Origin of the sequence: Legionella antarctica (assembly GCF_011764505.1) — a bacterium.
Lineage (GTDB): Bacteria > Pseudomonadota > Gammaproteobacteria > Legionellales > Legionellaceae > Legionella > Legionella antarctica.
In genome coordinates, this window is record NZ_AP022839.1 from 2,333,110 (window position 1) to 2,351,870 (window position 18,761).

The window sequence follows — 18,761 nt, forward strand, 5'->3', positions numbered from 1 at the left end:
GGATTTGATGCGGTCAATTATTGATTCCGTGGAGTGACTTTAGTCACTCCACGAAATCAATAAGACTTATAGTCTTTAGTTAGCATCTTTCGCATTTCTATATGCGGGATGCTGTCTTCTTCATAAATTTTTCCATATGCTTGAAATCCAAATTGCTCATAAAATCTCGTTAAATAATTCTGTGCGGAACATTTAACAGTAACCCCTGAGTAATTGGTGCCACAATAAACCAACATTTCCTCCATTAACTTTTTCCCATATCCTTTTATCCGAGCAGATGGTTCCGTAACTAGACGACCAAATATAATATATTTCTCAGTAGGGGTTGGCAGAAATAAGCGAAGATAGGCTACTAATGAGCCATTTTCCAGTCCCAATAAATGCAATGCATCAGAGTCTTTCCCATCAGGATCAAGATAAGCACAGTTCTGCTCAACAACAAATACTCTGGAGCGTAGGCCAAGAACAGCATACAGTTGTTCCACTGTTAATTGGGAAAAGTTATACCAGTTAAAATGAATCATAATTGCTTCCGTTTATGTTTATTTCTTTTTTAATGTTAAGAGTCAAATAGCCAACATACCTGCACATAAACCTTAGTTCTCCAATGACTCTGCAGGTTATAATTTAAAAATGATTTATTATTTTCCGAACAATTAATCGTTACTTTGTTGTTGGCATTTTTGTTTTGCCATCGTTTGACAGTTAGCCTGACAATCTATTTCTTCTGAAGTTAAACAAATAGAATTAATGCAGGTTTGTGTGTTTTCGCTAACACACATCTTTGCATCAAATTGTTCACTACCAATTACATCTTGAGGAATGACAGCAGCAAATAGCGCACAAGAAAATAAGCTAAAAAAGACGGTATTCCATGTTGCTGTTACATAGCTCATGTTATTTCCATTTAAATAAAAGCTTAATAAATTATAGTAAGTTTAAATAATTTGATACGGTTTCATAAATAAATAAATCATGAGAGACTTAACAATAGAATATTCCTCTCATGAGCTGCACAGTATGCACAGCAAAAAAATGTTATTGACTAATTTCAGCCGTGCCATACATAGCGAGTCTGTATGTGTCAGACCTGATAACGAAAAACAACTTGCTGACTACCTTACCCTTAATAAACCGACCAATATACTGGCCAGAGGTACAGGACTAAGTTATAGCGACAGTTGTTTGAATGAGAATGGTCTTGTTATTGATACCAAACGCCTTAACCATCTCATTCATTTTGATAGCAGCTCAGGGACTGTAGTGTGTCAGGGAGGCACTTCTTTTAAAGACTTATTCTTACTGGATCCTGAATTTATCCCTCCGGTATTACCTGGAACAGTCCATGCTACTGTTGCCGGTGGTCTCGCCCATGATGTTCATGGTAAGAACAATTCTCTTGAAGGAAGTTTGGGGCATCATATATCCTGGTTTGAATTACTCCTCAATGATAAAACAATACGTTGCAGTCGCGAGCAACACCCAGACTTGTTTCATGCAACTATTGCGGGGTTGGGTTTAACAGGCATTATTACTCGTGTTGCTATCCGGTTAAAAAAAGCATCTCGATTTGTTCAAGTAGAAAATACCGTCTGGGACTCAATTAACTCCCTAACAGATCAGATGTCTACCAACAGTACTCATTATGATTATCAAGTCGCCTGGCTTGACTTGCTACACTCAAGCCCACGTGCCTTATTGTCCACAGCAAACCACTGCCCTCCTATTCCATATAAGGAAAAAAAGTCTCATACTGTTCCCAGGTTACCATTTGGCCTGATTCGATCTTGGAACATGAAGTTATTTAACTCGTTTTATATCAGTAGTAAAAAAGCCAGGGAACAGATAAGTCTGGAAGAGTTTAATAATCCACTGGATAAAATAGGCAGATGGAACAGACTCTACGGACCTAATGGTTTAATTCAGTTTCAGGCAGTATTCGATAAGGACAATGTCCTCGATACTCTGGAACACTTATTAAAGCTTATTCACCACCACAGGGCTACCCCAAGTCTGGCGGTACTCAAACTATTTGGTCAATCTGGTGAAGGGTTACTCTCATTTTGTAAACCGGGTTTTACTCTGGCTATTGATTTTATTCACAACGAACAGGCAAAAAAAGCGATTAAAGCGATGAATCAATGGATCACCGAGATAAACGGACGTATTTATTTGGCTAAAGATTTATTACTAATTCCGGAACAATACCAAAAAATGTATATAAATCACACACGGTTTTCGCAGATACTTTCTGATAATCAATGCAGGATGCAATCAGACCTTGCAAAACGGTTGGGAATAAAACGATGACTGTTAGAACATGGGTTATTTTGGGGGCAACGTCCATAATAGCGGAAAATTTTGCTCATATTGCAGCAGCACAAGGACATCATCTACGGTTAGTGGCTCGCAATGCGGATCAACTGGAAATTATTGCTCAGGATATACGGCTTCGTTATCAAGTTCCCTGCGATATCGTACCTTTAGAGTTTACAAAAAATGACGATCTATTAGCCAGTTTAAAACCAGGCACCAATGAATTAGACTTGTTTATCGCTCACAGTGATTTTACCGGGAATAATGAATTAAATTCACAAACAATTACCCAACTTATAGAAATAAATGTACTTGCTACCACCCTGATAATTCATGCTTATTTAAACCTCAATCAAACCCAACATCACCTCTTGTATTTAAGCTCGGTCGCCGCCTGTCGAGGAAGATCTAAAAATAGCCTTTATGGTGGAAGCAAAGCCATTATTGAAATTTATCTGGAGGGATTACAACAATCTGCACCACAAACCAAGCATATTACAGTTGTCCGATTAGGTTTTATTGATACAAAACAAACCTATGGTTTACCAGGAATTTTTCACGCCGCCGACCCGCAAAATTGCGCCCGAGTCTGCTGGAATGCTATTAAACGAAAAAAACACATATTCTATTATCCAGCTTATTGGCGAGTCATCATGTCTATTATTATCAGACTCCCCTTCTTTATCTATAAAAAAATGGGAAAAATCTAGAAACCACCGCACTTGAGCAAAATACAATTGAACATACAAGTTTATGTATAAAATAGGCATTTGCTGTGTTATTATTGATCAAATAAATATGGCAAGGTACTATTCAGGATATCAATGAGAACGCTAATTTTAAAAAAAATATTAAAGCAGCATGGTTTTGAACAAAATAATGTAGATATTTTTGACGATAAAATTAGGTTCAAAATCAAAGATATCAATAAATTGGAACTCCAGGAGGAAGGAGCTTCGATCCCTGGAAGAGATGACACAAATTATCATAACTACATCTATCCGGAGGGATTCATTTCAAATTTAGAACAAATTGAAGTGACTTTTTATCCTGAAAATCATAAATATCATGATCGAATATCTAGTGTCATGGGCCACGATTACTAGCCCACTAAAGGTCGGGTTTGGCCACGATTAATGGCCCACTCCATGGCCATCTCTGAGTCCCACTTTGAGTAGCAAATAAACAGTGTTAGTTTGGTCATTACCAATAACTAACGGATTTGTTATGAGATGAGGATTAAAACAATGGCAGAAATTAGAGAGGTGCTATATCAGCACAAAAAAGGGATGACTCAACGCAATATTGAAAAGTCTCTAAGCGTTTCACGAATGAGCATACGCAAGTACGTTTCAATGGCCAAGGATTTGGGTTATCAGGAGGATATTTCCAATGATGAGCTCGAAGTTATCGCTTTGCAGATACATAATAAAATCGTTAATACTACAGCCAACAACAGACCCAATAAATCAGAAAAAGAACTTGAGGCGCATCACGAAAAAATAGCATCACTCCTCACTGAGAAGTGGATTACCCATATGCAGATACACCGAATTTTAAGCGATAATGGTCTTGTTAGCAGTCGAAGAAGTCTTAGTCGTTATATTGAACGTCATTTCCCCTCGTTGCCTAAGGCTACGGTACATTTGTTAACAAAGCCTGGGCATGAAGCACAAGTTGACTATGCGTTTGTTGGGTTTATCAATAATAAAAAAACATACGCTTTTATTATGACGTTATCACATAGTCGGTATCGATATGTTGAGTTTGTACATTCTCAAAATCAGCAATCATGGGCGCAAAGCCATATCAATGCCTTTCATTTTTTTGGAGGCGTGCCCAACTGCATTCTTTTAGACAATTTGAAATCGGGAATTATTAAAGCACATATTTATGATCCAACGGTCAATGAAACCTATGCAGAGTTATCTCGCTTTTATGACTTTATAGCCGATCCGGCGAAGGCTCGAACGCCCGAGCACAAGGGGAAGGTTGAGCGTAGTGTTCAATTGGTAAAAGAACAGGTTATCGCGGGGATAACCTATGATGATTTGGCCTCGATGAACGCCTTTGCACGTGATTGGTGCGCTAATAAGGTATCGCACGTCATCTGCAGTACCACTGGTGAAAAGCCAATTGACGTATTTAAAAATGAAGAATTTAATTTATTAAACCCACTGCCAGCAGGCGCTTTTGATATGCCCATTTGGATGGATGCTCAAGTTCATCGTGACCATCATTTTGTTGTTGCTGGTAATTTTTATTCTGTGCCAACGATACATATCGGGACAAAGGTTAAAATTAGAGTTGGCTTGAAGACCGTTCAGGCCTATGTGAATCATGCTTTGATTAAGACCCATATTCGTAACTACGGGCGTGGACAGTGGGAAACGGATCCCAATGACTACCATAATTCTGCAAAGTATTACTTAGAAAATACTGCTGGCGTTTGTATTGAAGCGGCCAAAGCAATTGGTCAGGCAACGGAGGAAATGGTCACAAAGGTACTGGCTGAAGGCTCTAGAACGAGCTTAAGAAAAGCCCAGGCTATCATCCGCTTGGTTGAGGAATACGGTAATGAGCGCCTTGAAAATGCATGTTTACGCGCGATTTTATTTGATAATTATACTCATCAATCATTGAAAAAAATCCTCACGGAAGGCCTGGATAAAAAAGACACGAGAACATTCTCCACTAAGCGCTCGGCCAATCATGAGAACTTTGCCTATATTCGCGCAGCAAGTGATTACAGCTCAACGATGGAGGCTCATTATGAGTGATATCAATATGTTAGAGCTTGCAAAAAAACTACGTTTGACAGGGATCCCAGACACACTGCTAGCAAGAGTAGAACAGGCTCGCGCAGCGTCCCTCTCTTATGAAGAGTTGCTCTCAATGTTGTTTCAGGATGAGGATGAGGCTCGTCAACAAAAATTGCTTGCTGGGCGTGTAAGGCAAGCTCGATTTGAGGAGCCTCAGTGTTTTGAAAATTTTGAACTGGCTCGATATTCAACACAAGTCACACAAGCCATCCGCACCCTGATGACAGGGAAGTTTATCAAAGAAAAAAACCATGTCATCATCATGGGACCTGTTGGCACCGGAAAGACTCACCTGGCTCAAGCCCTGGGTCTAATGGCATGTCAACGACATAAAAAAGTCTGCTTTATAAGAGCGAATGAACTGTTAAATCAGTTCCACCAAGCAAGAGCGGATGAAACATGGACTGCGCTTTTTAAACGTTACTCACGATACGATGTGCTTATTTTAGATGACTTCGGGCTGAAAGCATTATCGCCAGAACAGTCCACTGATCTGTATGATTTAATAGCAGCTATCCATGTAAACTCTATGCTAATTATAACTACTAACCGTAAAATAGAAGGATGGATGGAGCTATTTTATGATCCGGTTATGGCAAACGCAGCATTAGATCGTATCGTAAATAAAGCTTATCGAATTGTTCTTGATGGGGAGTCATACAGGAAAAAATTTATACCGAAATTTAATTTAGTAGATGACAAGTGAGTTAAAAAAATTTACCCTAAGTGGGCTACTTTGAGTGGCCAGAGGGTGGGCTAGTAATCGTGACCCATGACATCTAGTATCAAAATTCCATTATGTATGTACAAAGATGCAGCAGAGACAGCCAATGCAATGTATAACACACAGCATGAAATCCAAAAAAAGACAGACTCCGTCATAATATCTGTTGATTATTCCAGCGGCAGCGGGTCAACCCCTGCAGAGCGATTACTTGATCAAGTGATAGCGGAACTACAGCCAAGAATTGCAAGCTCAAATGATATTAGCCAGAGGGCTAACTACATCAGTGACTTGGGACGTATTCTTCCACTGATAGTACCTGGTTTACAAAAAGAAATAAAAGATTTCCTGATCAGGAAATCTCGCACTGGCACGTTATTGCAGCTAAAAGACCGAATCGTTGATGCTCCCATGCAGGTTAAGGAGAGATACATTGACCTCGATATCAACATTTTTTACAGCTATATAGAAAAAATGGTCCGTGAAGAGGGATATTTAGCCCAACTTGTCCGTACCTATTTAAAGCTGGATCAAAAAAATTGGATTTTCGCAGACCTGGATTTACTTAATAATTTTACAAAAAATACAGATACTAATGCAAAAAAATTAAAATTAGCATTACTGAATAAAACAGAACCTTTATTTATAAGTACCACTACAGGAAATCATGCCTTTGCAGTTAAAGTAGACTTCCATCGCCAAACCCTGTTTTTAGCGAATCCAGGTGAGGATGATCGAAATTGTGAATCAGTCATTGAGCAATTAAAACAAATTACAGGGTGTATTCATGTTATAAGCGTTATAACTAAAAAATTAGATAGAGAAGAGGATATTCCGTTTAACGACCTTTGTACTGTTGACTCGCTTGCTCTTGCACAAATGATGATGGAGCACCCTATCTTGTCGGAAGAGTGTTTGAACAATACATTCTTAAAAACTGGAGTTTATGTCAATAGGGCGATCAGCGAGACAGACGAAATAGAGAATAGAGACGAGATGGATTCAGAGCTTTCAATTCATCAACCACCTGTTTGCACCACAAATTCTTTAAATACTCCATCTATTCACGAACATCTCATTTCTCTGCTCGTCCAGACCTCCACGGAGGACTCCCAAAATGGAGCAAGACGGTTAGACAACGATCAAAAAATTGTGGTAGAGAATCCACCTTCTGTTTCTTGCAATTTTAAAATGCAGATTTTAGGCGGATTTATAACTGCTTTAGGCGCTTCAGCTGTTGCAATTGCCTTTATAGCACTTAATGCAGGTACCTTTGGTATTGCTGGATTAGTGTTAGCAGGAGTTGGGATTGCAGCCACCCTGGCAGGAGTAGGTCTCTTTGCGAGAAGTAGCATTAAAAAATACGAAAATACACAGCCCAATATGGAACAACCCATGGCTCTACTGTATATGCATTAGTAGAAAGCTTCACTTTGCACTCATTTTGTCTTTATTTTAACTTAAAAGATCATTACAATAGCCAAATTAATATTAATTGTATATTTTGAGTATATTTATGACGTTTGATGATAAAAATAATATTATTGAAGTGTGTGTATTTGAAAGCTATCTTGCCAAATACTTTCTTGAGCACCCTGAGATCTTCCAACCACTTATCAATAAAATACTTGAAGCAATCGACCATGTAATTACAAGCAATTCTGATAGTTCCATGTTCAATAGATTGCTATTTTCGGTATTCTCTCAATTACGGGAAGAATGTCCAGGGATAGAAAATATGAGTGCACTCAAAGAATCTAAATCGCTAGTTGCGTTTGATACTTTTTGCAAGTACTTTAACGAGAGCGTCATGTCGCTTCCTTCAGTAAAATTACCCGAAACAGACCATAAAAACCCTATAAAGATAGCCTCACTAAGTAGTTTAGCCCAATATTCATTATTTACATCCCAAAAGCACGGGGAAGCCATTCTTTTAGAAAAAATGAGACCATCTTATCTGTTCTCAGATAGAAACAGGGGCGTGACAGAGATCGACTGTTCACATAATGAAGAAGAAACCCGAAATTTAGGTATTTTATCTTCTCAGGATACACCAGAGGATCTAACAAGCTTTTTTTTATCACCCCACTTTCCCAGCCGACAATACTATAAACCTCAGGAAAATAGCGTGATGGCACTATGTGGGTATTCCTGCCCATCGTGATCAGTCATTATCGCCCTACCGTGATCAGTGATTATCGCTTGATCGTGATCACCGATTATCGCCTGATCGTGATCACTTTTCCCAAAAAACAGGAATAGGTGATCACGATGCCACCACTCCATATGGGGCGTGGCTTTTGCAAGCATTAGCACCGGTTATACTAGTTAGTTTAATCGGAGAGTAAAAATGTCAGCAAAAGGAACATCTATGCGTAAATTGATTCAGATACTGCGTCTTCATTTTGAGTTAAAATTAAGCAGGCGCCAAATAGCAAACAGTCTTAGTGTATCGGTTGGTGTGGTTATCAAATACATCAATCGAGCCCTGGATAAAAATCTTTCATGGCCTCTTCCTGAGGGGATGGACGAGCCAGCTTTACTTGAAATTTTAAAGCCGAAAGCCGCTCATGCCAGCCTAAACAAGGCGCTAGACTTAATAGATTTCGCAAAAACTCACCAAGAATTAAGCCGAAAAGGCGTCACATTACAGTTGCTTTGGGATGAACATCAATCAGAACAAGAAGGCGCTTTAAGCTATTCTCGTTATTGTTACCACTATCGTGCTTATAAGCAAAGCCTAAAACGCTCGTTGCGTCAGACACATAAGGCGGGAGATAAGGTTTTTATTGATTACAGCGGTGTTACGTTCAGTATTATTGATCCTGAAACAAATGACATCAGGGCTGCTGAAATTTTCGTAGGTGTTTTGGGTGCCTCTAAGTATACGTTTGCTGAAGCCACATGGTCTCAGCAACTTCCTGACTTTTTGGGTTCTCAACGCCGGATGTTTGAGTTTTTTGGCGGTGTTCCAGCACTTGTTGTGCCAGATAATCTCCGTTCAGCCATCAGTAAATCATGTCGATATGAGCCTGATACGAATCCAACATACGCACACTTCATTGAGCATTATGGCACAGCTGTACTTCCAGCAAGGCCTTATCGTCCTCAAGACAAAGCATCTGTTGAATCAGGTGTTCAAGTTGCTCAACGTTGGATATTAGCCCGATTACGACATCAAACCTTTGTGGGTCTTAATGAACTCAATGCAGAGATTGCACGGCTATTAACCATAATGAACCAAAAACCATTTCAAAAACTACCTGGATGTCGCGAGTCAGTCTTCATGGAAATGGACAAACCTGTATTAAAACCGTTACCAGCAGATGCCTATTATTACAGGCAGTACAAAGCGTCTCGCGCAGGTATTGATTACCATGTTGTGCTTCAAGGGCATTATTACAGCGTGCCTCATAGGTACTGCGGCCAGCTCATTGATTTATGGTTTAACCAGCATACGGTTGAATGTTATTTTGAAGGAGAGCGCATAGCGATGCATCTGTATTCAAGCATACCAGGTAAACAATCCACGATTTCTCATCACATGCCCAAGAGGCACCGCATACACACCGAGCAATCAAAAGAGAGATATTTACGGTGGGCGAGCGAGATAGGTGCTTGCACACACATGGTCGTAAAAAGAATATTTGATGAAAAACCTCACCCCGAACAGGCTTACCGTTCCTGCCTTGGTATTTTGAAACTAGCGAAACGCTATGGAGAAATCCGTTTAGAGCAAGCCTGCTCCTATGGTGTACACCAGGGGGCATACAGCCGTAAAAGCGTGTTATCCATTCTAGAAAATAACCTTGACCAAGGAGCAAAAATTCATGCATCACGTGACGTGAACCTACATGGATTAACGCATGACAACATTAGGGGCTCTCAGTATTACCACTGAGTCTGTATCAACAATTTTTAATTAAAAAACAAGGAAAAAAATGAACAATGAATCCGTATTAGAACAAATGAGACAACTAAAAATGACGGGCATGCAGGAGGGCTTTCGTGAACAACAAAGCCAACCCAAACACGCCGACTTAAGCTTTGAAGAGAGGTTAAGTCTCTTGTTGGACCGCGAAATACTACGCAGAGACAATAATCGTGTGCAGAGTTTACAGCGGCGAGCAAAACTCAGGCAATCTGCAGCCATTGAAGATGTTTGTTATAAAAATAAGAGGGGTTTGGAAAAGGCAAAAGTGATGGCTCTTGCTAAATGTGACTTTGTTCGTCACCATCAAAATTTACTTATAACCGGACCTACCGGCTGCGGGAAAACATATCTTTCATGCGCTATCGGAAACCAAGCTTGCCGTCTAGGTTATAAAGTTCGCTATTTATTGTTAACGCGATTTTTAGAAGAAATGAGCATCTCACATGCCGATGGAAGCTATGCCAAGTTAATGACGCAATTACACAAGGATGATGTACTGATTCTTGATGACTTTGGATTAACAGCAATCAATGCAGCACAACGCCACGACTTGTTTAATCTTATTGAAGATCGGTATCAGCTAAAATCGACCATTATTACAAGCCAGTTTCCTGTGGCTAAATGGCATGAGTATTTAGGTGAGCCAACCATCGCCGATGCCATACTCGATCGCATCTCTGAAAATGCACATCGAATAGAACTCAACGGAGAGTCCATGAGAAAAAAAGAAATTGCTTCATCGTGATCACTTTGTAATAATCTCACCGCTTGTAAAAACAGCGCAGTAATAGGTGATCACGCTAGGCGATAATCGGTGATCACGTTCGCAGGAATACCCACTATGGCTTAGGGAGCATTCCTTACCCGTTATTTCTGGCGCATCTGGTGGCATAGGAAAAACTGTAAGCAAGTTAAACTCAATTGTAATGCTTTCAAAAATAGAATATCAACTATTAGGAATTTTGGTTGCATCCTCTACAATTTCTCTTGGTCACCATTCATTTTTTGAGGTACTAAGACCTCTGAGCTTTTTTATCGGCGAATTAGAGGAAAAAAGCAATTTATTAGAGTTTTATGAGCAAACTATCCCTGAGGATATTAGGCTTCTACCTTCTTATAAATCACACATCGAAAATTATTCCAAGTTAATAGATGAGGTGATTTTTGACAATCCCAAAATTGAAAATAGCTTTAAATAAACCAGTTTATTCATCAACTGGAAAATTGAATTTGGGATAAGCTTTAAAAAACTTAGAATAACTATCCCAGCGCAACTCTGTTCAATAGGTATTTCCAATCGATTTTTAATTGACCCGCATGTAAGCAATTATTATAATTTAAAGGTATATTCAATTTTAAAAGAAAACCATGCCTATTCAGGAAATTCATAAAAGATTTGATTTAGCGTGTACTGAAACTAAAAGTCTTATGCGCCGGATGCATTCAGCGATTGATGAGTTGCGAAAAAAATGTCCCGAATGGGACAATGAATTGGCAATAATTAGCCAAGGCTGTATGCAATCTCAAGTTAAACTAAAAGAACTTAGTTTATTAAAAACTGAGCTATCCACGATAACCCCTGATGAGACTAATCCTGCTGATGTACAACAGTTGGAGTTTAACACAAAAATGCAATCATTCTTAAATCAATACAATGATCAGATTGAAGAACAAGAACAAAATTTAGTTCGATTAAAAGAAATTTCTTGCAAAATTGAGTCAACAAATCGATTTTTTCCTAATGTAAGTTCTGATGCATTAAAACAAAATAACTTATCGCAATCAGAATGCCAATCTATATCTAAATTGAAAAATGAATGTACTCATAAAATGAATTAGCTTAGACCTCGACCAACAACTACCAAAATCCAGGGATCGTCCCTCTCGGTGTAGGCTTAAGTTCTTCAGAGCACTCCTTCAACGTGCAATTTTTATCTTGATTAAATGATTTTTTATAAAGCGCATAACGTTCCTTCACAGATAAGGCACCATATTCTTTAATAAAATGACCTGGCACACGTTTCTCACTTTGCTGCATGCAAAAGCATCCATTTTTATTCGGTATTATCTTGGCTTGGGAGGAAAAGAGTTGCTTGTGCCCTATTGATACCAAATATCGATCTATCGCTAACGCAGCCATTTGCTTTTGGTTCTTGTCGCCCAATTGAACGGCTCGATTGGCCCATACAAACGCCTGATAAAAATGATCTGGGATTTCTCCATGTTGATAAATTAAAGCAGCCGCTCTAAAATCTGCGGCGGTCTTAAAGCAACCTTCTCCAAATATTTCCCCGACCCTTTGTCTTCTTTTTAAATCAGCTAAAGCTATTTTTATTTTTCCTTTTTCAGAAAGCTTAAAGTAATTCGCCCTATCACTTTGATCGGTTTTTTCTAATTTTTGCAACTCCTTAGAGCGAAGTGCTTGTTTTTTTGGTTGTTCCCAGCACGGCATATACAACTGCTTCTGCAATGAGACTGAATCCGCATATGATTCCTCATGAAAACCAAGGAATATAAAAACTAATAAAACCAATGAACATCTTTTCATAAACCACCTTTTTTGGTATCTTTTTTTAAACCTAAGCTTATATGCCCCTTTTACCAGGTTACAGACCGAAGATCTATAATGAGTGTTTTTTTGAACATGAACTAAACCGCTTAACCTCCTCATTACCCAGATAGTATAAAGGGCGGAAGAAAAAAAATATCATCAGATTATTAAAGCGCTTCCAGCCAAATGCATGCATAAAATTATAGGATGCATTGATGATTATTTGTAGAGTTCTAAACATATCTCGTGCCAAATGTTTAAAGATACCTTTCTTTGAATGAAGATGAGAGTTGTTGATAATTGATAATCCATAGGGCAAAAATGAATAACATAGAATTATTAAAAGACACATGGAGATCTCTTTATGACCATACAATAAATGTCTATGAAACAATAGAAAAATTTTTTCATCGAGATTATGAACAATGTATCAATGGCGTTGTTATGGATAGAACCCAATATGTTCAACATGTGATTGAGCAAAGGGAAAATATGACTGTTGATTCCATTGATTACAAATATGTTATTGAAAAAGGTAACGAACTTTTTACTTTGTACTATCTTAAGGGAAAAAGCAAAAATGATCGTCCTATTGAAGCTGAAGTGATTGCTTATTGTTCTTTTTCAAAACACCAAATAATAAGAATACATGGTCAAGTCCGTTTAATTAAAGGTGATTATGCTGATGTTGACATGACAAGCGAATAAACACACCTACATTAAATGGAGCAGCTCATGGCTCTCCTGTAACCGAGTAATAAGACTTAGTAAAAAATCTTTAAGCCCTTATGAAAGTATTGCAGGATTTATATGCTATATTTTATACTTAGAGGACATTAATATGACCATCTATCTAAATCACACGATTGTGTCTGTACGCGATCCCAATCGCTCTGCTCACTTCTTAAGTGAAATTCTGGGACTTCCATTACCACATACATTGGGCCACTTCACCATCGTGCAAATCGGTGACACTTCTCTCGATTTTTTCGAAACTAATAAACAAATACAACCCCAGCACTATGCATTCCTTGTGAGCGAGGCTGAGTTCGACGCAATTTTCAAGCGTATTAAAAAACGAAACCTACCCTATTGGGCGGATCCCTATCGACGTAAAGAGAATCAGATTAACGGATGGGATGGAGGAAGAGGAGTGTATTGGGATGATCCGGATGGCCATCTGCTGGAAATCATTACAAGACCATACGGTACAGGCGGCACAACCACCAATATGCCCCATCCTCTAGCTAGAGACGAAAATTAATTACCTTACAACCCGGTTGCTTTTCGTAAAGTAGGAAAAGCAGCGAAGATCGCTCAAAGAAAAATGTGTTACTACCTTAGAAGCCGTCTCAATACAAATTAACACTATGGATAAATCCAACTCAACTCATTAAATCTCCGAATTCATAGATGACTAAGAGGCTATTCACAGAGATATCCACAGAAACTGTGGATAAGTTGTCGCTGTCGCGAAATGATTTGCTCGATAAATAATCGATGAGACTTGATTTGACGCACCAACATGTAACTTAAATCAGATCGAACCCAGCCAGCTCAATCACGCCCCTTGTATAACCGTTTTATAGGTGCTATTTGCATTATTTGCTGCAATATTAGTCATTTTATCAATTTCTGGACGTACCTCGCCTGAAAGATAACGAGTAAGTTGCCTTAAATTGAACCCAAATACAGCAGCATAACCAGCGCTTTTGGTGGTTTCATCAGATTTCATACGGCTTCTACCCAATTGACCTCCGTGTTTCGTGTGGCCAATCAAAGGCTCAATACCAGCGCGTCGATGATGCAATAATTGCCGAATTGGCCATGGTGTTGTTTCACGAGCCGCATTGAGCGTCCTATCAGGACGGGGTAATTGAATTTCAAGGACGCCTTTTTCAATCAATAGCTGTTCGTTGCTCAGTGAATAATACCCTTTATCTGTCGCCACAGATGCCAGCAACCCCTTTCCAAAAAGATGCTCATGTGTATTGAGCATCAGCGGTAAAGACTGAGCATCTGGCATATAAGTAGACGTGCATTCGCCAACAAAAAGAAAATTACCTCCAATACGTCCTAATTGATAGACGCGGCCAAACTGCACTCCTTTATTTAATTTACCTTTGTTAAAACAGCCGACTTCATAAGCATGCAATGAAGAGATCGATGTATTGATAATACCTTCAAAAAGATAACCATGTACATTCTGTAATAACATAGTCCCGCGCCAGCTCAGCGTCTCGACAGAACGGCGAAGCGCCCAATATTTACCCGATGCTAACTTAGCACCAAACAAATATAAATCATTTAAGATAGGCAGTACATCAGCATACGTTTCACGCCATAATCGCTGAAGTACCACGGATAATATACCCCCACCAACATCTTTACGTTTCAAATTAAAATAATACAGCGCGATTTGTTTTAAATTGCTTAGTCCAACGCAGTACTGTTTCATGCCACCAGAACACAATTGATTCAGTCCTTTTCCAACTTTTGACGCAAGGACAGCAACTTTAATCAATAAATTAGCGATTGCGGGATAGGCTATATTAGCTTCTTGCACAGTAGAGTCAATATCGAGCTCCGTAGGATTAGCATAATTCAGTTTAACCGCTTGTTGCGCTATCAAATTGGCAAGCCGTCGTTGTTTTTCAGGGCTTAATCGAGAACGAAACGTCTCGATTTTGGTATGGTCTGGCGCATGCCATTTCTTGATGAGACCATAACCACAAAACAGACGGAAGGCGGCATTATCACGTACCTGCTGCTCAGCAAACCTATCGGTTAAATTAAACATCTGCTGTAAGACATAAACCCCTAAATGAATACGGATTCGCAAGGGTCTGCCCATCCACCAATGTTTCTTCTCCGTGCGCTGTAAATCAGGCAATACTAATTGCAGCATCTCATCCCAGGGGAGTTTCTGAGCCAGCTTAACCAGGCGATGGTCATTACCGACTGTAATGGTAGCGGTGCCTCCTGTAACCGGCTCATCAAAGCCATTCACATCCAAGCTCATTGTTTGCTTACACCCTCTTTATCGTACTGTTCTTTGCTTCGCTACTAATTTGGCACATCTGTTACTGAAAAACATCAGATTCCACCACCAGATGGATAAGTGCTTTTTAAGCATGCCTTTTCGTAGGCGGTAGGTCTGGTAATGACTTAAAATCCCAAGATAAGAGTTGATGGAGCATAAAAAAGCCATCTGCTCTTCTTTGGTGGGTTTATGGTCTTTAACAACCTGGTTATGGCGCTGGATGGCCTCATAAAAATTCCCTTTGATGCGACGTCCGGCATGGATGCAGTGTGGTTTGAGCATCACTCCAAGAAACGGGACGCCTTTGCAGTAGTGCTGCAGGTATCGTTTACGCGGATGAAGCTCAAGTTCGAGCTCTTTTTGCAAAAACTGCTCCATTCGGGGTATGAGTGATTTTAAAAATGCATTATCTTCATGCACCAGAATAAAATCATCGACGTAACGACCATAGAAACGCACACCCAAATCGTGTTTGATGAAATGGTCAAAGGGATTTAAATAGAAATTGGCAAATACCTGGCTGGTGAGATTGCCAATCGGTAGCCCGCAGTGAGACCTGGCATAAAAAAGGCTCTTGTCTTTGGGAAAACCCTGCCAGTCGCGTCGTTTCCCCTTGATAAAGCAGTGGCTGGTTGGTTCATTTTGAATGACTTTGCAGGCGACCTCCAGGATTAATCCCTTGTCGGGCTGGTTATAATGGGTCTCGATAAAACAGCGAAGTTTCTCCCAGAGAATATGGCGGTTAATGCGGATGAAAAAACTTAAGATATCGAGCTTCAGCACATAGGAGTCTCTTTGGTAATTTAAAGAGCATTTGCGGATAAATTCGTCGGCACGCGCAATGCCCATGTGCGCGCCTCGTCCCTTGCGGCTCGCATAGCTATCATAAATAAAGGCTTTCTCAAACAGAGGATTCAATTGATTGATTAACCAGTGATGCACCACACGGTCACGAAAATCAGCAGCAAAGATTTCGCGTTTCACAGGCCTATCAATCACAAAAGCAATCGAGCGCCCAGGGTTCCAGGTGCTAGAATTGAGTTCATCTCGCAAAGCAATGAGATTGCTTTCATAATCCGTTTCAAAGCGGAGCGCATTCATGGTGTTGCGCTTGTTCTTGCGGCAGTCAAAATAGGCTTGAAATAAGGATTCCAATGACGCACCATAGTTCATACGGCTCTGTTCCTTTTCTATCAATAGTCTCATTCTAATAGGGTAGCGTGGACTTGTTAAAAGCCCACGCCGATTGTGACTTTACTTTGTTTAAAACCCCGAACACACCTAACCCGAAGATTGTTGTTCTTATTGTCGTCGTTCTGGTTGCCATTGTTGAAGTTCTGGTTCCAGGCGTTGTTCGTAGGATTGCCGGAAAACTCGGTAGAACTCCAGTAGTTGTCACCGGCAAAACCGCCTAAACAATTAATAAAGGTGTTTTGGTCTGTACAAGGCGTCTTGTGCAGACGCGAATCAACTGCCAAGTCAGTCCCTTTATCGCTTTTAAACAAAAGCATGCTCGCTCATGAACGCCGTAGCTCTCATGATTCTGGCTTTATCGACTGGCATTACGCCAGCCGGTCACCTGTTTGCCTATGCGATCTAAAAGCTCACTTAATAATGCCTGCTTTTTAAGTGATACCAGTTTCATCTCGACACACAGGCGAATTTCTAGTTTCAATAACTCCAACTCATCTAAAAACACCTCTAAGTGCTCTACTCTGTTTTGATTCTTGTTTGCTCGGTAAATACAACGAAGCAAATGAAGGGCGTCACGCTTCATATCCTGGCCCAGTGTGTATTTGTACTCCCTTGGAAAATCTTTTGTTATCTCAAACACCTTTAGTGTCAAAAGGTATGCGTCCCGATAAACCGGCAACTCGGTATATAGCGCCATCATTAAACCATAAAAATTAAGTCCGACCGCTATGCGGTTTTATAAGAGGCAGCTTCGCTGCCTCAAAAGAAAAGGGATAAAGGGTTTAAGGGGTAAAAGCCCGAACACACCTAACCCGAAGACTGTCGAACTTATTGTCGACGTCCTGGACGCCATCGAAGAAGTTCTGGATCCAGGCGCCGGTCGTAGGAACGCCGGAAAACTCGGTAGAACTCCAGTAGTAGTCACCGGCAAAACCGCCTAAACCATTCGTATGCAACGTTGTATATAAGTTGGGATTGGTAGTGCCACAACCCGCATCAGTTCCTCCTGGTGGATTGGAATATCGTCCCAACTCGCAAATCGCCGGCATGAACCAGTCAGTAAACCCCTGTTCACTCTTGTTTCGACAGGCCTGCGCTGCCGGATATTGACCTACAGGGGTTTCAAGCGCATTGGTGTTACTTAATCCATCCGTGATACTGTCCGCTGCCGTATTATCGAATAATGTTGCCCATTGGAAAAAAAAGTCTGCTGGACTTTCTTCTTCATCCGTTAATGCGGCCACTTTCCCACCAATGCTTTGTGTGCTGGGTGTGGCATTATCCACAGAAAACAAAAAACCCCCTTGATAAATACAACCGTATCCTAACACCAAGACATTAACGTCCGTAGATGGCGCATTATCTGCAGTTACTGTGACCGTTGTTGGTACAGGCGCAGTTCCTGGCGCAGTAGTGCAGGCAGAGCTTAAAGAATCCAAACTGGCATTAATGCCTGGGGTGATGGTGATGTCGCAGGTGGCTCCGTTATTCAGTGTGCCCATACAGGCATTACTGGTAATTGACGTTCCAGCAGGAAATCCGGATGTACTCACCTGTACGTTGTTTGCTGGTATTGAGCCCGTATTTTCTATTCGAATGATGCGCGCAGTGCCAGAAAGGGCTGGGTCTGCTCCTGGATTGTTAATTGACAAAGCCAAGTTTTGCGTGAGAGGAGACAGGGTTGTCTGATTAAAGGTTACCTCTATAGCATGATTAGCCTGGATATTGTTCAACTGGAAGCTCGTGCCACCATTTTGTACCACATTGCCATCCAGCAGCCACTGATTGACTCCGAAACCGGTATTGGGTGTTGCCGTAAACGTCAGGCTGCTGCCAGCATTGACCACCTGTGCTGTTGTGGGGGAAATGGAGCCATTCGCACCCGCCGATGGTGCCACGGTGAATTGCTGCACCGGTGGCGGCGTTGCCAGGTGAATACGCAGGATATTGGCTGAACTCGGCTGGTAACACTGCAGGTCATTGCCCTGTTGGCATAAAACAGGGCCGCCCAATACATCGCCCAGCAGGGCAGAGCCATTGATATTGAGCGTCAGCGTACAACTTCCTTTAGCTGGAAACTGGCAGGGTGCGCCCTGAATCACCCCTGCAATGGGTTTCATCACCAGGTTTTTGGCTCTCGAGGACTGATTTTGTACCGTGTAAATCACCTGTGCACT

General features: G+C 40.6%; 21 protein-coding genes. 13 read left to right on the forward strand and 8 right to left on the reverse strand.

Annotated features, from left to right (window positions below; translation table 11 throughout):
• Positions 1-56 precede the first annotated feature (56 nt).
• Together HRS36_RS11070 and HRS36_RS11075 are read right to left on the reverse strand one after the other, a co-directional pair.
• Entirely contained in the window at positions 57-524 is a 468-nt protein-coding gene (locus HRS36_RS11070; protein ID WP_173237359.1) for a GNAT family N-acetyltransferase, read from the reverse strand.
• A gap of 132 nt (positions 525-656) precedes the next feature.
• On the reverse strand, positions 657-896 hold the full coding sequence (locus HRS36_RS11075; RefSeq protein ID WP_173237360.1) for a hypothetical protein: 240 nt from the start codon (positions 894-896) through the stop codon (positions 657-659).
• A gap of 124 nt (positions 897-1,020) precedes the next feature.
• Here HRS36_RS11075 and HRS36_RS11080 point away from each other — a divergent pair, with 124 nt between their 5' ends.
• From HRS36_RS11080 to HRS36_RS11130, 11 genes are all read left to right on the forward strand, one after another.
• Positions 1,021-2,310, forward strand: coding sequence for an FAD-binding oxidoreductase (locus HRS36_RS11080; protein WP_173237361.1), 1,290 nt, complete (start codon positions 1,021-1,023; stop codon positions 2,308-2,310).
• Positions 2,307-3,026: an SDR family NAD(P)-dependent oxidoreductase gene (locus HRS36_RS11085; RefSeq protein WP_173237362.1), complete on the forward strand. Its 720-nt coding sequence runs from the start codon at positions 2,307-2,309 to the stop codon at positions 3,024-3,026. Before HRS36_RS11080 ends, HRS36_RS11085 begins: the two co-directional genes overlap by 4 nt.
• A 114-nt stretch (positions 3,027-3,140) precedes the next feature.
• Positions 3,141-3,422: a hypothetical protein gene (locus HRS36_RS11090; protein ID WP_173237363.1), complete on the forward strand. Its 282-nt coding sequence runs from the start codon at positions 3,141-3,143 to the stop codon at positions 3,420-3,422.
• Positions 3,423-3,548: 126 nt separating this feature from the next.
• Positions 3,549-5,096 carry an IS21 family transposase gene (gene istA, locus HRS36_RS11095; RefSeq protein ID WP_173235442.1) on the forward strand — a complete coding sequence of 516 codons (1,548 nt, stop codon included), beginning with the start codon at positions 3,549-3,551 and terminating at the stop codon, positions 5,094-5,096.
• On the forward strand, positions 5,089-5,844 hold the full coding sequence (gene istB / locus HRS36_RS11100) for an IS21-like element helper ATPase IstB (RefSeq protein ID WP_173235440.1): 756 nt from the start codon (positions 5,089-5,091) through the stop codon (positions 5,842-5,844). The genes istA (HRS36_RS11095) and istB (HRS36_RS11100) overlap by 8 nt, the downstream gene beginning before the upstream one ends.
• 66 nt (positions 5,845-5,910) lie before the next feature.
• Positions 5,911-7,281 (forward strand): hypothetical protein, encoded by a 1,371-nt coding sequence (locus HRS36_RS11105; protein ID WP_173237364.1) that lies wholly within the window; start codon positions 5,911-5,913, stop codon positions 7,279-7,281.
• Positions 7,282-7,378: 97 nt separating this feature from the next.
• Positions 7,379-8,026 (forward strand): hypothetical protein, encoded by a 648-nt coding sequence (locus tag HRS36_RS11110; protein ID WP_173237365.1) that lies wholly within the window; start codon positions 7,379-7,381, stop codon positions 8,024-8,026.
• A gap of 186 nt (positions 8,027-8,212) precedes the next feature.
• A complete protein-coding gene (gene istA / locus HRS36_RS11115) occupies positions 8,213-9,763 on the forward strand; it encodes an IS21 family transposase (protein WP_173236263.1) in 1,551 nt (516 codons plus the stop codon).
• Positions 9,764-9,803: 40 nt separating this feature from the next.
• Complete coding sequence (istB, locus tag HRS36_RS11120) at positions 9,804-10,541, forward strand: IS21-like element helper ATPase IstB (RefSeq protein ID WP_173236264.1); 738 nt, start codon at positions 9,804-9,806, stop codon at positions 10,539-10,541.
• Between the two features lie 181 nt (positions 10,542-10,722).
• Entirely contained in the window at positions 10,723-10,995 is a 273-nt protein-coding gene (locus tag HRS36_RS11125; RefSeq protein WP_173237366.1) for a hypothetical protein, read from the forward strand.
• Between the two features lie 169 nt (positions 10,996-11,164).
• Positions 11,165-11,635, forward strand: coding sequence for a hypothetical protein (locus HRS36_RS11130; RefSeq protein WP_173237367.1), 471 nt, complete (start codon positions 11,165-11,167; stop codon positions 11,633-11,635).
• 19 nt (positions 11,636-11,654) lie between these two features.
• Here HRS36_RS11130 and HRS36_RS11135 read toward each other — a convergent pair whose 3' ends face one another.
• Positions 11,655-12,344, reverse strand: a complete 690-nt coding sequence (locus HRS36_RS11135; RefSeq protein WP_173237368.1) for a hypothetical protein — start codon at positions 12,342-12,344, stop codon at positions 11,655-11,657.
• Positions 12,345-12,668: 324 nt separating this feature from the next.
• On the opposite strand from HRS36_RS11135, the gene HRS36_RS11140 reads away from it, so the two are divergent.
• Together HRS36_RS11140 and HRS36_RS11145 are read left to right on the forward strand one after the other, a co-directional pair.
• The gene (locus HRS36_RS11140; RefSeq protein ID WP_173237369.1) at positions 12,669-13,055 is read left to right on the forward strand and encodes a hypothetical protein; all 387 of its coding nucleotides are present in this window, start codon (positions 12,669-12,671) and stop codon (positions 13,053-13,055) included.
• A gap of 133 nt (positions 13,056-13,188) precedes the next feature.
• Positions 13,189-13,611 carry a VOC family protein gene (locus tag HRS36_RS11145; protein WP_173237370.1) on the forward strand — a complete coding sequence of 141 codons (423 nt, stop codon included), beginning with the start codon at positions 13,189-13,191 and terminating at the stop codon, positions 13,609-13,611.
• Positions 13,612-13,908: 297 nt separating this feature from the next.
• On the opposite strand, the gene HRS36_RS11150 is transcribed toward HRS36_RS11145, so the two are convergent.
• From HRS36_RS11150 to HRS36_RS11170, 5 genes are all read right to left on the reverse strand, one after another.
• Positions 13,909-15,369, reverse strand: a complete 1,461-nt coding sequence (locus HRS36_RS11150; protein ID WP_173235467.1) for a transposase — start codon at positions 15,367-15,369, stop codon at positions 13,909-13,911.
• A gap of 18 nt (positions 15,370-15,387) precedes the next feature.
• Positions 15,388-16,587 carry an RNA-directed DNA polymerase gene (locus HRS36_RS11155; RefSeq protein ID WP_226905453.1) on the reverse strand — a complete coding sequence of 400 codons (1,200 nt, stop codon included), beginning with the start codon at positions 16,585-16,587 and terminating at the stop codon, positions 15,388-15,390.
• A 32-nt stretch (positions 16,588-16,619) separates the two neighbouring features.
• Complete coding sequence (locus HRS36_RS11160; protein WP_173235465.1) at positions 16,620-16,901, reverse strand: Lcl domain-containing protein; 282 nt, start codon at positions 16,899-16,901, stop codon at positions 16,620-16,622.
• A gap of 38 nt (positions 16,902-16,939) precedes the next feature.
• On the reverse strand, positions 16,940-17,284 hold the full coding sequence (locus HRS36_RS11165; protein WP_338033693.1) for a four helix bundle protein: 345 nt from the start codon (positions 17,282-17,284) through the stop codon (positions 16,940-16,942).
• Between the two features lie 82 nt (positions 17,285-17,366).
• Positions 17,367-18,497 (reverse strand): Lcl C-terminal domain-containing protein, encoded by a 1,131-nt coding sequence (locus HRS36_RS11170; protein ID WP_226905452.1) that lies wholly within the window; start codon positions 18,495-18,497, stop codon positions 17,367-17,369.
• Between the last annotated feature and the right edge of the window lie 264 nt (positions 18,498-18,761).

What these genes read in the sequence shown, in the direction of transcription:
- HRS36_RS11070 (WP_173237359.1), bottom strand. Translation starts at nt 524, where the DNA reads ATGATTCATTTTAACTGGTATAACTTTTCCCAATTAACAGTGGAACAA.
- HRS36_RS11075 (WP_173237360.1), bottom strand. Translation starts at nt 896, where the DNA reads ATGAGCTATGTAACAGCAACATGGAATACCGTCTTTTTTAGCTTATTT.
- HRS36_RS11080 (WP_173237361.1), top strand. Translation starts at nt 1,021, where the DNA reads ATGCACAGCAAAAAAATGTTATTGACTAATTTCAGCCGTGCCATACAT.
- HRS36_RS11085 (WP_173237362.1), top strand. Translation starts at nt 2,307, where the DNA reads ATGACTGTTAGAACATGGGTTATTTTGGGGGCAACGTCCATAATAGCG.
- HRS36_RS11090 (WP_173237363.1), top strand. Translation starts at nt 3,141, where the DNA reads ATGAGAACGCTAATTTTAAAAAAAATATTAAAGCAGCATGGTTTTGAA.
- istA (WP_173235442.1), top strand. Translation starts at nt 3,549, where the DNA reads ATGAGGATTAAAACAATGGCAGAAATTAGAGAGGTGCTATATCAGCAC.
- istB (WP_173235440.1), top strand. Translation starts at nt 5,089, where the DNA reads ATGAGTGATATCAATATGTTAGAGCTTGCAAAAAAACTACGTTTGACA.
- HRS36_RS11105 (WP_173237364.1), top strand. Translation starts at nt 5,911, where the DNA reads ATGACATCTAGTATCAAAATTCCATTATGTATGTACAAAGATGCAGCA.
- HRS36_RS11110 (WP_173237365.1), top strand. Translation starts at nt 7,379, where the DNA reads ATGACGTTTGATGATAAAAATAATATTATTGAAGTGTGTGTATTTGAA.
- istA (WP_173236263.1), top strand. Translation starts at nt 8,213, where the DNA reads ATGTCAGCAAAAGGAACATCTATGCGTAAATTGATTCAGATACTGCGT.
- istB (WP_173236264.1), top strand. Translation starts at nt 9,804, where the DNA reads ATGAACAATGAATCCGTATTAGAACAAATGAGACAACTAAAAATGACG.
- HRS36_RS11125 (WP_173237366.1), top strand. Translation starts at nt 10,723, where the DNA reads ATGCTTTCAAAAATAGAATATCAACTATTAGGAATTTTGGTTGCATCC.
- HRS36_RS11130 (WP_173237367.1), top strand. Translation starts at nt 11,165, where the DNA reads ATGCCTATTCAGGAAATTCATAAAAGATTTGATTTAGCGTGTACTGAA.
- HRS36_RS11135 (WP_173237368.1), bottom strand. Translation starts at nt 12,344, where the DNA reads ATGAAAAGATGTTCATTGGTTTTATTAGTTTTTATATTCCTTGGTTTT.
- HRS36_RS11140 (WP_173237369.1), top strand. Translation starts at nt 12,669, where the DNA reads ATGAATAACATAGAATTATTAAAAGACACATGGAGATCTCTTTATGAC.
- HRS36_RS11145 (WP_173237370.1), top strand. Translation starts at nt 13,189, where the DNA reads ATGACCATCTATCTAAATCACACGATTGTGTCTGTACGCGATCCCAAT.
- HRS36_RS11150 (WP_173235467.1), bottom strand. Translation starts at nt 15,369, where the DNA reads ATGAGCTTGGATGTGAATGGCTTTGATGAGCCGGTTACAGGAGGCACC.
- HRS36_RS11160 (WP_173235465.1), bottom strand. Translation starts at nt 16,901, where the DNA reads ATGCTTTTGTTTAAAAGCGATAAAGGGACTGACTTGGCAGTTGATTCG.
- HRS36_RS11165 (WP_338033693.1), bottom strand. Translation starts at nt 17,284, where the DNA reads ATGATGGCGCTATATACCGAGTTGCCGGTTTATCGGGACGCATACCTT.